We start from the raw sequence: 12632 nt of genomic DNA, 5'->3' as shown, positions 1-12632 counted from the left end.
GCCCTGAATCCGTCGGGACGAGACCTCCAGCATGGAGGTCACCGACCGAACAGGAGCCACCTCATGCCCACCTCCCTCGACATCTCCGTCCCGGATCTCGCCGGAAAGCTGGCGGTCGTCACCGGCGCGAGCGACGGCGTCGGATTCGAGATCGCCTCGCGTCTTGCCCGCGCCGGCGCCGACATCGTCCTTCCCGTCCGCAACCGGCAGAAGGGAGAGGCGGCAGCCGGGCGCATCCGGGAGCGGACGACGGATGCCACCACCGTCGTCCGCTCGCTCGACCTGTCGTCGCTCGACTCGGTGTCGGCGTTCGCCGACGGCCTGCTCCGCGACGAACGGCCGATCGACATCCTCATCCTGAATGCCGGCGTCATGAACCCGCTGACGCGTCGACTCACCGCCGACGGCTTCGAGCTGCAGCTCGCGACGAACCACCTCGGGCACTTCGCCCTGATCGCCGGGCTGATGCCGCTTCTGCGCGAGGGTCGTGCCCACGTGACGAGCCAGGTGAGCATCGCCGCGGATCAGGGCACGGTGAACTGGGACGACCCGAACTGGAGCCGCCACTACGACCCGATGAAGGCGTACAGCTCGTCGAAGATCGCGTTCGGACTGTTCGCGATGGAGCTGCATCGGCGTTCGCAGGCGGCCGGATGGGGCATCCGGAGCAACCTCTCGCACCCCGGCATCACGCCCACCAATCTGCTCTCGGCCCAGCCCGGCATGGGTCGCCCCGAAGACACGACGGCGGTCAAGGTGATCCGGACGCTGTCGCGCCTGGGCATCCTGGTCGGCACTCCCTCCTCGGCGGCGCTCTCCGCCGTCTACGCGGCGACCAGCGCGGATGCGCTCGGGGGCCGACTGTACGGGCCGAAGGGCTTCCGCCACCTGGGCGGACTCCCCGCCGAGCAGCCGGTGTACTCGCGCCTCGCGAGCGAGGAGGACGGGCGACGAATCTGGGACCTCTCCGAACAGCTCACCGGCGTGCGCGTGCCGGTGTGAGCTACCAGATCGTGCCGCCGCCGAGCGAGATGCCGCCCCACGTGAGCGCGATGAAGATCGCGGCGAACACGACCGGTGCGATGCCCTTGCCGTTGCGTGCGAGGCCCTTGAGGAGCGCGATCACGGCGAGCACCGCGGCGACGATGGAGAGGCCGCCGCCGAGGATCAGACCGATGAACAGCGGGATGGGCATGAGCACGAGGCCGGCCAGCGCGAACCAGAACGCGGCCCAGGCCGTCGGGTTGGAGCGGCGTTCGACGGAGGAGGTCATGCGTCCATTATCCCGTGCGGGCGATCCGCGCCCCGCAGGGCGCGGATCGCTCTCCGATCCGTGTCGCGTCAAAACGGGTTCGGGGTCAGCGTGTACTTGGTCTGCAGGTACTCGTGGATGCCCTCGGCGCCGCCCTCGCGGCCCAGGCCCGACATCTTCCAGCCGCCGAACGGCGCGGCGGCGTTGGAGACGACGCCCATGTTCAGGCCCATCATGCCGGTCTCGAGGCGCTCGATCATGCGCTGGCCGCGGGCGAGGCTCTCGGTGAAGACGTAGGAGACCAGGCCGTACTCGGTGTCGTTGGCCAGACGCACCGCGTCATCCTCGGTGTCGAAGGGGACGATGGCGAGCACCGGTCCGAAGATCTCCTCGCGCAGGATGTCCGAGCCGGGCTGCACGTCGGTGACGACGGTGGGCTCGTAGAACGTGCCGGGCCCCTCGACCTCGCTGCCGCCGGTGGCCACCTTCGCTCCGCGCTTCACGGCGTCCTGCACCAGCTGCGACGCCTTCGCGACCGCACGGTCGTCGATGAGCGGCCCGATCGTCACGCCCTCCTCGGTGCCGCGGCCGACCTTGAAGCCGTTCACGCGCTCGGTGACGCGGCGGGCGAACTCGTCGGCGACCGAGCGGTGCACGATGAACCGGTTCGCCGCGGTGCACGCCTGGCCGATGTTGCGGAACTTCGCCGCGATCGCCCCGTCGACCGCCTTGTCGAGGTCGGCGTCGTCGAACACGACGAAGGGGGCGTTGCCGCCGAGCTCCATCGACGTGCGCAGCACGCCCTGCGCGGCCTGCTCGAGCAGCCGCTGACCGACCTGCGTCGACCCGGTGAACGACAGCTTCCGCAGCCGCGGGTCACGGATGATCGGCTCCGACACCGCCCCCGACGTCGAGGTGGTGAACACGTTCACCACACCCGCGGGCACGCCGGCGTCTTCGAGCAGCTTCGCGAAGTAGAGGGTGGTCAGCGGCGTCAGCTCAGCCGGCTTGATCACCACGGTGCAGCCGGCGGCCAGCGCCGGCGCGATCTTGCGGGTCGCCATCGCGAGCGGGAAGTTCCACGGCGTGATCAGGAAGCACGGCCCGACGGGATGCTGCGACACGATCATGCGGCCGGTGCCCTCCGGGTTCGCGCCGTAGCGGCCCTGCACGCGGGAGGTCTCCTCGCTGAACCAGCGCAGGAACTCGCCGCCGTACGCGACCTCGCCGCGCGCCTCGGCCAGCGGCTTGCCCATCTCGATCGTCATCAGCAGGGCGAAGTCCTCCTTGCGCTCCTGCAGCAGATCGAACGCGCGACGCAGGATCTCGGCCCGCTCCCGCGCCGGCGTCGCCGCCCATCCGGGGAACGCCTCGACGGCCGCATCGAGCGCGGCCTTGCCGTCCTCGGGCGACGCGTCGGCGATCTCCTTGACCGTTTCGCCGTTGGACGGGTCGTAGACCTTCAGCGTCCTGTCGCCGGATGCCGCACGCCACCGCCCGCCGATGAACAGCCCGTCGGGCACGGACGCCAGCAGCTCGGACTCACGGGTTTCGGTGATCGTCGTGCTCACGGGGACTCCCTCGTCGGTTCCGGATGCCGCCCGTCGCGGCATCCGCTCATTCGATGTCTACCGGGCCAATTCTGCCCGCCGCCGCCGGGGCGGCCGATGTACGCGCTGTATACCGGGGATGGTTGTTTCGCCGGCCTGGACGCAATCAGCCGGCCAGGACCGCAGGCTCCTGCTGCGGCAGGAAGGACTGCGCGAAGAACGCGGCGAGTTCGTCGTGCGCCTGCAGGGGCAGCACCGCGGCGACGTACTGGTCGGGCCGCACGACGACGACGACGCCGTCGCGCGACAGCCCGCGCTCGGCGAAGATGTCGTCGGTCGTCCACGCGCTCGGCGCGGCGGCGTAGACCTTCTCCCAGTCGGTGAGCCCGAGCGGTCCCGTCTTCGGGAGGAACGCCTCGGGCACGCGCGCGAGGTCGACGTCCTCGTAGCGCTGCTGGTAGATCACCTTGACGTCGAAGACCGCGTCGACGTCGGCGCCCGCAGGGGTGAAGCGACGCACGGGCGAGTCCGGCGAGGCGATGAACTCCGCCCAGGCGGAGAGGGCGGATGCCTCTCCCGCAGCCGGCGCGTCGGCGAATGCGTACACGCGCCACCGCCCGTCGGCCTTGGCGTGGTGGCCGAGGTGCACCGCGTTGCCGTCGCACACGCGCACGACCTCCGCAGACTTGAAGCGCTTGCCCAGCGGGAAGCCCTCGGCCAGCGCCTGGTGCGCGGCATCCGTCACGATCATCGACGGGCCGTACTGCGTCATGAAGCCCGAGGGGAACTCGGCGGTGCCGAGGTAGTAGTTCGCGAGCTCCTGCGGGTCGGAGATCTCCTCCGGCTTGCGCGCCATGAGAGAGGACCACTCCCGGTCGAAGTCGATGAGCTGCTGCGCGACCGGCTGCCGCTCGGCCGAGTAGGTCTCCAGCAGCGAGGCGGGACTCAGCCCGGTGAGGACGTGCCCCAGCTTCCAGCCGAGGTTGAAGCCGTCCTGCATCGAGACGTTCATGCCCTGGCCCGCCTTCGCGCTGTGCGTGTGGCACGCGTCACCGGTGAGGAAGACCCGCGGGGCGTGCCCCTGGTCGACGTCGACGTCGTCGAACTTGTCGGTCACGCGGTGGCCGACCTCGTACACGCTGTGCCACGCGACCTGCTTCACGTCGATCGTGTACGGGTGGAGGATCTCGTTCGCGCGGCGGATGATCTCTTCGATCGGCGTCCGGCGCACGCGGTGCTCGTCGTCCGCTGCCACTTCGCCCAGGTCGATGTACATGCGGCTGAGGTAGCCGCCCTCGCGGGGGATGTGGAGGATGTTGCCGGCACTGGAGTTGATCGCGCACTTGGTGCGCCAGTCCGGGAAGTCGGTGTTGACGAGCACGTCCATGACGCCCCACGCGTGGGCCGCGAACTCGCCGACGTGCTTGCGCCCGATCGCCTCGCGCACACCGCTGCGGGCGCCGTCGGAGCCGACCACGTACTTGGCGCGCACCGTGCGCTCCTCGCCGGCCCGCTCCCCCGCGACGTGGCGCAGGCGCACCTCGACGGGGTGCTCGCCCTCGCCGTGGACGGTCAGGCCGACGAACTCGATGCCGTAGTCGGGGACGATGCGGCCGGGACCCTTCGCGGCGGCGTCGGCGAAGTAGTCGAGCACCCGGGCCTGGTTCACGATCAGGTGAGGGAACTCGCTGATCTTGAAGGCGTAGTCCTCGGTGCGGGCGGTGCGCACGATGTCGCGGGGGTTCTCGGGGTCGGGACCCCAGAAGTTCATGTAGGCGATGTTGTACGCCTCGGCGATGATCGGCTCCGCGAAGCCGAACGCCTGGAAGGTCTCGACGCTGCGGGGCTGGATGCCGTCGGCCTGCCCCAGCACGAGGCGACCGTCGCGCCGTTCGATGATCCGCGTGGTGACGCCGGGGAACTGCGACATCTGCGCGGCGAGCAGCATGCCCGCCGGCCCGGAGCCGACGATGAGCACGTCCATCTCGTCGGGCAGCTCGGCGGGGCGGTCGATGCCGGTGCCGGCGGCGTCCTGCACGCGGGGGTCGCCCGAGACGTAGCCGTGGTGGTGGAACTGCATCGTGTCCTCCTCGGACGACGGTGTCGAGGGCTTGTGAGCCTGGACGATGTGTTCTATATTCGAACACATCGTTCTACTATTGAACAGATCGTATACGACCTGCCGCGCAGCGGCAAGACTGCGAGCACACATGACCCCTCCGCGCAGCAGTCCGGCGCCGGCGTCGCAGACGCTGAGTCGCGGCATCCGGATCCTCGAAGTGCTCGCCGACGCGCGCGGGCCTCTCACGATCGACGAGATCGCGCGCCGCCTCGAGGTGCACCGCTCGGTCGCCTACCGGCTGCTGCGGACGCTCGAGGACCACGGCCTGATCGAGCGCGACTCCGCGGGACGCGTCGAGCTCGGCGCGCGCATGGCCGCCCTCGCGGCGGGCGTCGCGCACGACCTGCAGGCCGAGGCCCTCCCCGAGCTCACCGCCGTGGCCGGAGACCTCGGCGTGACCTGCTTCCTCTCAGTGCTCGACCACGACGAGTGCGTCACGCTCTCCAGCGTCGAGCCGCGGCACGCCGTGAACCCGGTCGCGCAACGGCCGGGCACGCGGCATCCGGTCACCCGCGGCGCGCCCGGCAAGGCGATCCTGTCGCTGGTGCCCGAGCGATCGTGGCCCGACGGCGTCGGCGACGACCTCGCCGGCGAGATCCGCGATGCCGCGGCCCGCGGCTGGGCGACGAGCCACGACGAGGTCATCCCGAGCCTGCGCGCGGTCGCGGTCCCCCTGGCCGTGCGGGGGCGCGGACCGGCGGCGATCGCCGTGGTGTTCGTGGCCAGCGCGCACGGCGACGACGCCATCGCGCAGCGGCTGTCGCGCTCGGCCTCCGCCATCAGGGACGCGCTCGGCGGCTGACCCGTTCTGGGGGGGTCAGGCCGTCGTCGGGAAGTCCGACACGAAGCGGATGTTGTACTCGGCGACCCGCTGCGGGACGCCCGCGAACGCCTCGGCCCGCGCCTCGGACGCCATGTACTCCTTCTCGAGGGCGGCGAACGCGTCCTCGTCGCCGGGCGCGCTGACGGCCCATACGAACTCGTTCGTCTCGGGCAGGCCGTAGGCGAACTCGACCGTGAAGCCGGCGGCGGGCCGGACCCTCGGCATCCATTCGGTCCACCACGCGACGAACGCGTCGTACTCCCCTTCGACGAGCGTGTACCGGCGCAGCTGGATCGTCTTCATGAACCCATCTTGGCCGAAGTCATATACTCGACTCGTCCGGCGGCACCGAAGCCCGCCGGTGCTCGAAAAATGGGCACGCAGCGCGAAGCGCGAGACACATACGGCCTGATCCTCCGTTCCGTCTCGAAAGGCTCCGCCATGCCCACCGTCTCCGCGCACGTCGCGCTCACCCTCGCCCGCCACATCGACCACGTCTTCGGGGTGATGGGCAACGGCAACGCGTACTTCCTCGACGCGCTCGAGCGCTCCACCGACGTGCACTTCACGGCCGTGCGCCACGAGGCGGGCGGCGTGGTCGCCGCCGACGCGTACCACCGCGCCTCCGGACGCCTGGCCGCGGCGACCGCGACCTACGGTGCGGGGTTCACCAACACGATCACCGCTCTCGCCGAGGCCGTGCAGGCGCACGTGCCACTCGTGCTCGTCGTGGGCGACGAGCCCACGTCGGGACCGCGCCCGTGGGACGTGGACCAGATCGCGCTCGCGTCGGCGGTCGGCGCCCGCACCTACACCGTGGGGCGGGCGGATGCCGCGGCCACGACCGTCATCGCCATCGAGCACGCCCTCACCTACCGGGTGCCGACGGTGCTGGCGATCCCCTACGACGTCGCGGCGCGCGACGCCGGGCCGGTGCCGGAGGCTCCGGAGCCCCGGCTTCCCGGACCGCTGGTGCCCGCCGGGCCGTTCGCCGAGGGCGCGGTCGAGGGCATCGTGGATGCACTGGCGTCGGCGGCGCGTCCCTTCCTGCTCGCCGGCCGGGGAGCCTGGATCTCTCGCGCCGGGGAGGCGCTCGGCGACATCGCCGACGCGGTCGGCGCCGTGACGGCCTCCACCGCGCTCGGGCGGGGCGTGTTCCCGCGCGGCGAGTTCGACCTGGGCGTGACCGGCGGCTTCGGAGCCGAGGGTGCCATGGAGCTCGTGCGCACGGCCGATGTGGCCGTCGTCTTCGGGGCATCCCTCAACCAGTTCACGATGCGCTTCGGCGACCTGTTCGCGCCGGGGACCCGGGTCTTCCAGGTGGACGTGACGGGCGCGGCGACCCACCCGCACGTCGGCGGCTTCGTGCGCGGGGACGCCGCCGTCGTGGCGCGTGCCGTCGCGGAAGGCCTGCGCGCGCGAGGCGCGGCGCCGAGCGGCTGGCGCGAGTCGATCGACGTGGCGGCGCTGCGCACCTACGAGCCGGGCGACCGCGCCGCCCCCGACGGACGCCTGGACCCCCGCTCGGTGGCGGCGCGCATCGGCGAACTGCTGCCCGACGACCGCGTGGTCGTGTCGGACGGCGGGCACTTCATCGGCTGGGCGAACATGTACTGGCCGGTCGCCTCCCCCGACCGCATGAGCATGGTCGGCACGGCATTCCAGTCGATCGGGCTGGGCTGGCCGTCCGTGCCGGGCGCGGCGCTCGCGAAGCCCTCGGCGACGGTCGTGCTGACGACCGGCGACGGCGGCGGACTCATGGCGCTCGCCGATCTCGAGAGCGCCGTGCGGGTCGCACGCGGTCGAGGACTGGCCGTCGTCTGGAACGACGCCGCCTACGGCGCCGAGGTGAACCTGTACGGCCTGAAGGGGCTCGCGAAGGAGCCGATGCTCATCCCCGAGGTCGACTTCGCAGCCCTCGCCGCGGGCGTGGGCGCCGAGGGCGTCGTCGTGCGGACGCTCGAGGATCTGGACCGTCTCGCGACCTGGGCGGCCGAGCCCGAGGCATCCCGCCGCTTCCTGGTCCTGGACTGCCGCATCTCGGGCGCGGTCGTCGCGCCGTATCAGCGCGAGATCATCCGCGTGAACTCCTGACGGGCCGAGCCGGGCTACTCCCCCTTGAAGTCGGGGCGGCGCTTCTGCTGGAACGCGGCGAAGCCCTCGCGGTAGTCGGCGGTGGTGCGCAGCGCCTCCTGGGCGCGCGCCTCCTCGGCGACGGCATCCCACAGCCGCTCCCCGCGCAGCCGGGCGATCAGGCGCTTGGAGGCGACGAATGCCGCCGTCGGTCCGGATGCCGCGACCGTGGCACGCTGCTGGGTGAAGTCGAACACGTCCTCGACGGGCATCGCCCGGCTGAACAGGCCCGCTGCGACGGCTTCCGCGCCGGTCATGAGCTCGCCGGTGTAGATGAGGTCGAGCGCCCGGTGGGCGCCGAGCCGCTCGTAGAGCAGGGCGTGGCCGCCGGAGTCCAGCATCGCGCCGAGGCTCGCGAACGGCGAGCCGATCTTGGCGTCGTCGGCGACGTAGACGACGTCGGTCGCGATCGCGAGGCCGAGCCCCACCCCGAGGCATGCGCCGTGGACGGCCGCGAAGGTCGGCGCGGGGAACGCGGCGATCCTCCGCATGAGCGTCTCCACGCCCGCGAGGTACTGGGGCACGTCGTCGGTCAGGGGGTCGACGCCGGCGATGTCGCGGCCCGCGCAGAACGCGCGGCCCTCGGCCCGCAGCACGAGCGCCCGCACGCCGGCCTCTTCGGCACTGCGATAGGCGGCATCCATCTCCCCCAGCGCCCGCAGCGAGAGGGCGTTGAGCTTCTCCGGCGCGTTGAGGACGACGTCGGCCACGTCGCCGGTGATGGACAGTTCGATCATGCGTTCCTCCTCAGACGTCGTAGTCGACGACCACGGTGTCGGTCGTCGGGTGGGATTGGCAGGTGAGCACGTAGCCGCGCTCGAGCTCGTCGGGCTCGAGCGCGTAGTTCTCGGTCATCGTGACGGAGCCCTCCAGCAGCCGGGCACGACAGGTGCCGCACACGCCGCCCGCGCAGGCGAAGGGCACGTCGGGGCGCACGCGCAGCGCGGCGTTGAGGATCGACTCGCGCGCCGAGACCGGGCTGTCGACGGCCTGCGACTGCCCGTCCAGCGTGAACTCGATGCGGCGCACCGGCTCGTCCGCGGCCACGGCGACGGGCCGGCCCGCGGCCGGCTCGGCCCGCTCGCCCTCGCCGGTGGTGAACAGCTCGTAGCGCACGTGCGCCGGGTCGACGCCGATGTCGGCGAGGGTGTCGCGGCACAGCTGCACCAGCTCGAACGGCCCGCAGAGGAACCACTCGTCGACGGTGTCGGGGAGCACGAGGTCGCCGAGGATGCGCCGCAGGCGCGGCTCGTCGATGCGCCCCGACAGCAGCGGCGCCGTGCGCTGCTCGCGCGAGAGCACGTGGTGCAGCGCGAGGCGCGTCGGGTAGCGGTCCTTGAGGTCGGAGAGCTCGTCGAGGAACATCACATCGAGGCTCGAGCGGTTCGTGTAGACCAGGGTGAACCGCGAGGTGGCGGAGCGCGCGAGCACCGTCGCGGCGAGCGCCATCAGCGGCGTGATGCCGGACCCCGCCGCGATGCCGGCGACGTGCGCGTCGTCCAGGTCGGCCAGCTTCGAGGTGAACGTACCCTGCGGGCTCATGACGTCGATCTGGTCGCCCACCCGCAGCTCGGTCTGCGCCCACGTCGAGAACAGGCCGCCCGAATCGCGCTTGATCGCGACGCTGATCGTGCGGGGGCCGTCGCCCCCGCCGCCCGAGTCCGCCGCCCGGCACAGCGAGTACGACCGGCGCAGCTCGTGCCCGTCGATCACCTTCCGCAGCGCGACGTGCTGACCGGCGAGGTAGTCGAAGTCGCCGCGCGCCTCCTCGGGGATGGCGAAGGTCACCTCGACGGCGGCATCCGTCAGCGGCCGCACCGCGGCGACGCGGAGCGTGTGGAACCGCGCGCGGTGCCTCGCGCCGCGGGGACCGCCCACCGCTGTCGTCAGCAGCGTCTCGGCGATGCGCCGGCGCTCGGCGTCGGCGAGGTCGTCGGGCCGCATCAGTGCGCCTTGAAGTGGTCGAAGGGCTCGAGGCATGCGCGGCACTCGTAGAGCGCCTTGCACGCGGTCGACCCGAACCGGGCGACTTCGCGGGTGTCGAGCGACCCGCACCGCGGGCACCGCACCGACAGCCGCACCGGGATCGGGCCGCGCACCGCCGCCCGGCCGGTGGGCGGGGCGATGCCGTAGTCGACGAGCTTGCGCTTGCCGGCATCCGTCATCCAGTCCGTCGTCCACGCGGGCGCCAGCACGAGCCGCACGTCGACGTGCTCGAACCCGGCCGCGGTCAGCGCGAGCACGACGTCGTCGCGTATCGCGTCCATGGCGGGGCAGCCCGAGTAGGTGGGGGTGATGGTGACCGTGACGCGGCCGCCCTCGACCACGACGTCACGCAGGACGCCGAGATCCTCGATGGTGAGGACCGGCACCTCCGGGTCGAGGACGGAGGCCGCCACCGCCCAGGCGCGGGTGCGTTCTGGTACCCCGTCTCCGGTCGCAGCCTCGACACGTACTGTTCGCAGGAGCGTCTCGTCCCGCGCCGACGCGCGCCCGCGGGAATCCGCGGGCGTGCCCGCCGCCGAGCCGCCCGATCCTGCAATCGGCACAGAGCGGCCGGCGGAAGCTGCCAGCGAGGGAACCGCCCCGGTCACCATGTCGCCCCCGGATGCGCTCGCGCGAGCACCTGCATCTCGGCGAGCAGGTACCCCAGCGTCGAGAAGTGGGCCCCGCGGCGTCCGCCGGCCGAAGACACCGGGCCGGCCGGGACCTCGATCTCCGCTTCCGCGAAGACCGCCGCGATGACGGCGTCGAACCCCGCCTGCAGCGCCGACGGGCGCACCGCGACGTCGCCGAGCCGGTCGATGAGCGGCTCGTCGCGGAACAGCTCGCCGACGTACGGCCACACGTCGCCGACGGCGCGCACGATGCGCCGCCGCGACTCGTCGGTGCCGCCGGCCAGGCGCAGCGTCCACTGCACGGCGTGGTCGCGGTGGTACTCGACCTCCTTGACCGCCTTGCCGGCGATGGCCGCGAGGGTCTCGTCGGACGATCCCTGCAGCGCGGTGTACAGCTCGAAGAGGTACACGGATGCCACCAGCTGGCGCGCGATCGTCTGCGCGAAGTCGCCGTTGGGCTGCTGGAAGAGCCAGGCGCACCGGAACTCCGGCTCGTCGCGCCAGTAGGCCAGGTCGTCCTCGGTGCGTCCGTCGAACGAGCCGGCGTAGTGCAGCAGCGACCGCGCGTGGCCCAGGAGGTCGAGTGCGATGTTCGCCAGCGCGACGTCCTCTTCGAGCTCGGGCGCCCGCGCGATCCAGGCGCCGAGCTGCTGCGACAGGATCAGCGCGTCGTCGCCGAGCCACAGCGCGTACTCCGCGACGTCGGCCGACGGCGCGCGGCCTTCGCCGCCGGCGAGCTCGGCCGAGAGCGCGATCCGCTCGACAGTGACGTCGCCGTGAGCGTCGCCGCCGAGATCCGGTGCCTGGGCGTGTCGGAGGGTCACAGGTGCGGCACCCCCTCCGAGGCCGTGTAGTAGGTCGCGTGCCGGTAGTTCTTGCCGGCGGGGCTCTCGAAGAACGCGCCCTTGGAGGCGGGGTCGCTGGTCGTGATGGCGTCGGCGGGCACGACCCAGATCGACGTGCCCTCGCCGCGCCGGGTGTAGAGGTCCCGCGCGTTGCGCAGCGCGAAGTCCGCATCGGGCGCGTGGAGCGACCCGGCGTGCACGTGCGACAGGCCGCGGCCGGCGCGGACGAACACCTCCCACAGCGGCCACGATTCGCGGTCGGAGAATCCGGGGGTCGGCATCATGCCACCGCCTTCTGCGCGTCGAGCGCCTGCTTGCGGGCGTACTCGGCGGCGGCCTCGCGCACCCACGCGCCCTCCTCGTGGGCGTTGCGTCGGTTGCGGATGCGCTCGGCGTTCATCGCGCCGCGACCGGCGATCACCTCCTGCAGCTCGCTCCAGTCGATCTCGCTGGTGTGCCAGCGTCCGGCCTCGTCGTCCCAGCGCAGTTCGGGGTCGGGGAGCGTGACCCCGAGCACCTCGGCCTGCGGCACCAGCATCCCGATGAACCGCTGCCGCAGCTCGTCGTTGGAGAACCGCTTGATGTTCCACGCCATCGACTGCGCCGAGTTGGGCGAGGCGTCGTCGGGCGGCCCGAACATCATCAGCGACGGCCAGTACCAGCGGTCGACGGCATCCTGCGCCATCGTCCGCTGCGCCTCGGTGCCCTGCATCAGCGTCAGCAGGATCTCGAAGCCCTGGCGCTGGTGGAACGACTCCTCCTTGCAGATGCGCACCATCGCCCGGCCGTAGGGGCCGTACGAGGCGCGGCACAGCGGCACCTGGTTGCAGATCGCCGCGCCGTCCACGAGCCAGCCGATCGCGCCCATGTCGGCCCACGTGGGTGTCGGGTAGTTGAAGATCGACGAGTACTTCGCGCGGCCTTCGATGAGCTGCTCGGTCATCTCGTCGCGGGTGATGCCGAGGGTCTGCGCGGCGGAGTAGAGGTACAGGCCGTGGCCCGCCTCGTCCTGCACCTTGGCCATCAGGATGGCCTTGCGCTTGAGGCTCGGCGCCCGGGTGATCCAGTTGCCCTCCGGCTGCATGCCGATGATCTCGGAGTGCGCGTGCTGCGAGATCTGGCGGATCAGCGTCTTCCGGTACGCAGCCGGCATCCAGTCGCGCGGCTCGATGCGCGAGTCGGCTTCGATGATCGCGTCGAAGGCCGCCTGCTCGGCGGTCTCGGCGGACGTCGCATCGGTCGTCATCGTCGACTCCGTTCGGTTCCTGAGCCTGTCGAAAGGATTACAG

13 protein-coding genes are annotated in these 12632 nt (G+C 71.8%); 3 read left to right on the top strand and 10 right to left on the bottom strand.

The window, feature by feature from the left end; translation table 11 throughout:
• Window positions 1-63 precede the first annotated feature (63 nt).
• Complete coding sequence (locus ACFRAL_RS10040) at window positions 64-1002, top strand: SDR family oxidoreductase (RefSeq protein ID WP_378882340.1); 939 nt, start codon at window positions 64-66, stop codon at window positions 1000-1002.
• Between the two features lies 1 nt (window position 1003).
• On the opposite strand, the gene ACFRAL_RS10035 is transcribed toward ACFRAL_RS10040, so the two are convergent.
• From ACFRAL_RS10035 to ACFRAL_RS10025, 3 genes are all read right to left on the bottom strand, one after another.
• The gene (locus ACFRAL_RS10035) at window positions 1004-1273 is read right to left on the bottom strand and encodes a hypothetical protein (protein ID WP_336398369.1); all 270 of its coding nucleotides are present in this window, start codon (window positions 1271-1273) and stop codon (window positions 1004-1006) included.
• 68 nt (window positions 1274-1341) lie between these two features.
• Window positions 1342-2811, bottom strand: coding sequence for an NAD-dependent succinate-semialdehyde dehydrogenase (locus tag ACFRAL_RS10030; RefSeq protein WP_378882805.1), 1470 nt, complete (start codon window positions 2809-2811; stop codon window positions 1342-1344).
• A 157-nt stretch (window positions 2812-2968) separates the two neighbouring features.
• A complete protein-coding gene (locus ACFRAL_RS10025) occupies window positions 2969-4882 on the bottom strand; it encodes an FAD-binding monooxygenase (RefSeq protein ID WP_378882337.1) in 1914 nt (637 codons plus the stop codon).
• A gap of 130 nt (window positions 4883-5012) precedes the next feature.
• On the opposite strand from ACFRAL_RS10025, the gene ACFRAL_RS10020 reads away from it, so the two are divergent.
• Window positions 5013-5726 carry an IclR family transcriptional regulator gene (locus ACFRAL_RS10020; RefSeq protein WP_336398367.1) on the top strand — a complete coding sequence of 238 codons (714 nt, stop codon included), beginning with the start codon at window positions 5013-5015 and terminating at the stop codon, window positions 5724-5726.
• Between the two features lie 15 nt (window positions 5727-5741).
• Here the strand turns inward: ACFRAL_RS10020 and ACFRAL_RS10015 are convergent, their stop codons facing one another.
• Window positions 5742-6050, bottom strand: a complete 309-nt coding sequence (locus ACFRAL_RS10015; protein ID WP_336398366.1) for a hypothetical protein — start codon at window positions 6048-6050, stop codon at window positions 5742-5744.
• A 138-nt stretch (window positions 6051-6188) separates the two neighbouring features.
• Here ACFRAL_RS10015 and ACFRAL_RS10010 point away from each other — a divergent pair, with 138 nt between their 5' ends.
• On the top strand, window positions 6189-7841 hold the full coding sequence (locus ACFRAL_RS10010) for a thiamine pyrophosphate-binding protein (protein WP_378882332.1): 1653 nt from the start codon (window positions 6189-6191) through the stop codon (window positions 7839-7841).
• Window positions 7842-7855: 14 nt separating this feature from the next.
• On the opposite strand, the gene ACFRAL_RS10005 is transcribed toward ACFRAL_RS10010, so the two are convergent.
• From ACFRAL_RS10005 to paaA, 6 genes are all read right to left on the bottom strand, one after another.
• Window positions 7856-8617 carry an enoyl-CoA hydratase-related protein gene (locus tag ACFRAL_RS10005; protein ID WP_336398364.1) on the bottom strand — a complete coding sequence of 254 codons (762 nt, stop codon included), beginning with the start codon at window positions 8615-8617 and terminating at the stop codon, window positions 7856-7858.
• 10 nt (window positions 8618-8627) lie between these two features.
• Window positions 8628-9824 (bottom strand): 1,2-phenylacetyl-CoA epoxidase subunit PaaE, encoded by a 1197-nt coding sequence (gene paaE / locus ACFRAL_RS10000; RefSeq protein ID WP_378882329.1) that lies wholly within the window; start codon window positions 9822-9824, stop codon window positions 8628-8630.
• Entirely contained in the window at window positions 9824-10345 is a 522-nt protein-coding gene (paaD, locus tag ACFRAL_RS09995; protein WP_378882803.1) for a 1,2-phenylacetyl-CoA epoxidase subunit PaaD, read from the bottom strand. The genes paaE and paaD overlap by 1 nt, the downstream gene beginning before the upstream one ends.
• Window positions 10346-10470: 125 nt before the next feature.
• Window positions 10471-11322: a 1,2-phenylacetyl-CoA epoxidase subunit PaaC gene (gene paaC, locus ACFRAL_RS09990; protein ID WP_336398362.1), complete on the bottom strand. Its 852-nt coding sequence runs from the start codon at window positions 11320-11322 to the stop codon at window positions 10471-10473.
• On the bottom strand, window positions 11319-11624 hold the full coding sequence (gene paaB, locus ACFRAL_RS09985) for a 1,2-phenylacetyl-CoA epoxidase subunit PaaB (protein WP_378882800.1): 306 nt from the start codon (window positions 11622-11624) through the stop codon (window positions 11319-11321). The genes paaC and paaB overlap by 4 nt, the downstream gene beginning before the upstream one ends.
• Window positions 11624-12589 (bottom strand): 1,2-phenylacetyl-CoA epoxidase subunit PaaA, encoded by a 966-nt coding sequence (paaA, locus tag ACFRAL_RS09980; protein ID WP_336398361.1) that lies wholly within the window; start codon window positions 12587-12589, stop codon window positions 11624-11626. Before paaA ends, paaB begins: the two co-directional genes overlap by 1 nt.
• Window positions 12590-12632 lie beyond the last annotated feature (43 nt).

The sequence above is a fragment of the Microbacterium sp. NPDC056736 genome (genome assembly GCF_042790415.1).
Taxonomy (GTDB): Bacteria; Actinomycetota; Actinomycetes; order Actinomycetales; family Microbacteriaceae; genus Microbacterium.
Note: the sequence above shows the minus strand (reverse complement) of the source record. Positions and strands in the feature narration are given on the sequence as shown.